1 protein-coding gene is annotated in these 575 nt (G+C 75.3%); it reads left to right on the top strand.

Going from position 1 to position 575, the window contains the following annotated elements:
• Positions 1 to 124: 124 nt before the first annotated feature.
• Positions 125 to 575, top strand: a 451-nt coding sequence (gene truD / locus DEIPI_RS29425) for a tRNA pseudouridine(13) synthase TruD (protein WP_157463536.1), incomplete at its 3' end; no start/stop codon positions are given.

Genomic DNA, 575 nt, shown 5'->3' with positions numbered 1-575 from the left:
GCCCCACGCGCCCCGGGGAGGTGGGAGGCGCCGCGCACGGCGGGGTGCTCGCGCCCGCCCCGGACACCTGAGGTACCCGACCCGCCTGAAGCCCCGGCGGGGCGGCACGCTCTAGAGTGGGCGGATGAAGCTGACCTTCTCCTGGGCGGACCTCGCGCCGCTCACCGATTCGCCCGGCACGGGCGGCACCCTGCGCGCCACACCGGAGGACTTCGTCGTGGACGAGGTGCCCGCCTATCCCCTCTCCGGCGAGGGCGAGCACCTCTTCGTCCGCGTGGAGAAGCGCGGCCACACGACCGCGCACGTGGTGCGCGAACTCGCCCGTCAGCTCGGGTTCGACGAGCGCAAGGTGGGCGTGGCGGGCCTCAAGGACCGTCACGCCGTCACCACGCAGTGGCTGAGCCTGCCCCCGAGGGCGGAGGGTCGCCTCGGTGAGTTCGAGCTGGAGGGCGTGCGGGTGCTGGACGTGACCCGGCACGGCAACAAGCTCGGGATGGGGCACCTGCGCGGCAACCGCTTCCGGGTGCGGGTACGCGGCGCGCCCGGCGCCGCCGAGGAGGCGCGGCGCGTGCTGG

The organism is Deinococcus pimensis DSM 21231, assembly GCF_000519345.1.
Classification (GTDB): Bacteria; Deinococcota; Deinococci; order Deinococcales; family Deinococcaceae; genus Deinococcus_A; species Deinococcus_A pimensis.
The sequence above is the reverse complement of the archived record's forward strand: the minus strand, read 5'-3'. Positions and strand labels throughout refer to the sequence as shown.